The following is a 234-nucleotide window of genomic DNA, read 5'->3' on the forward strand; positions in this document are numbered from 1 at the left end:
TCGCGGGCGGGGACCTCGGGTACACCGAGGCGCTCGGCAGCCCGGCGCTGCGCGCGGCCATCGCCGCGCCCTACCGGTCCTGGTACGGCGGCGACGTCGACCCGGCGCGGGTGGCCGTCACCACCGGGTCGTCGGGCGGGTTCATGCTCGCGTTCCTGGCGGGGTTCGGCGTCGGCGGCCGGGTGGGGCTGGCCCGGCCCGGGTACCCCGCGGACAAGAACATCCTGGCGTCGC

Annotated in this window: 1 pseudogene; it reads left to right on the forward strand. The window is 78.2% G+C overall.

Features of this window, described 5'->3' with window-relative positions:
- Window positions 1–234 (forward strand): annotated as a pseudogene (locus KVT14_RS21535) (aspartate aminotransferase); the annotation flags it as partial.

The organism is Cellulomonas sp. GbtcB1 (assembly GCF_019091725.1).
GTDB lineage: Bacteria > Actinomycetota > Actinomycetes > Actinomycetales > Cellulomonadaceae > Cellulomonas.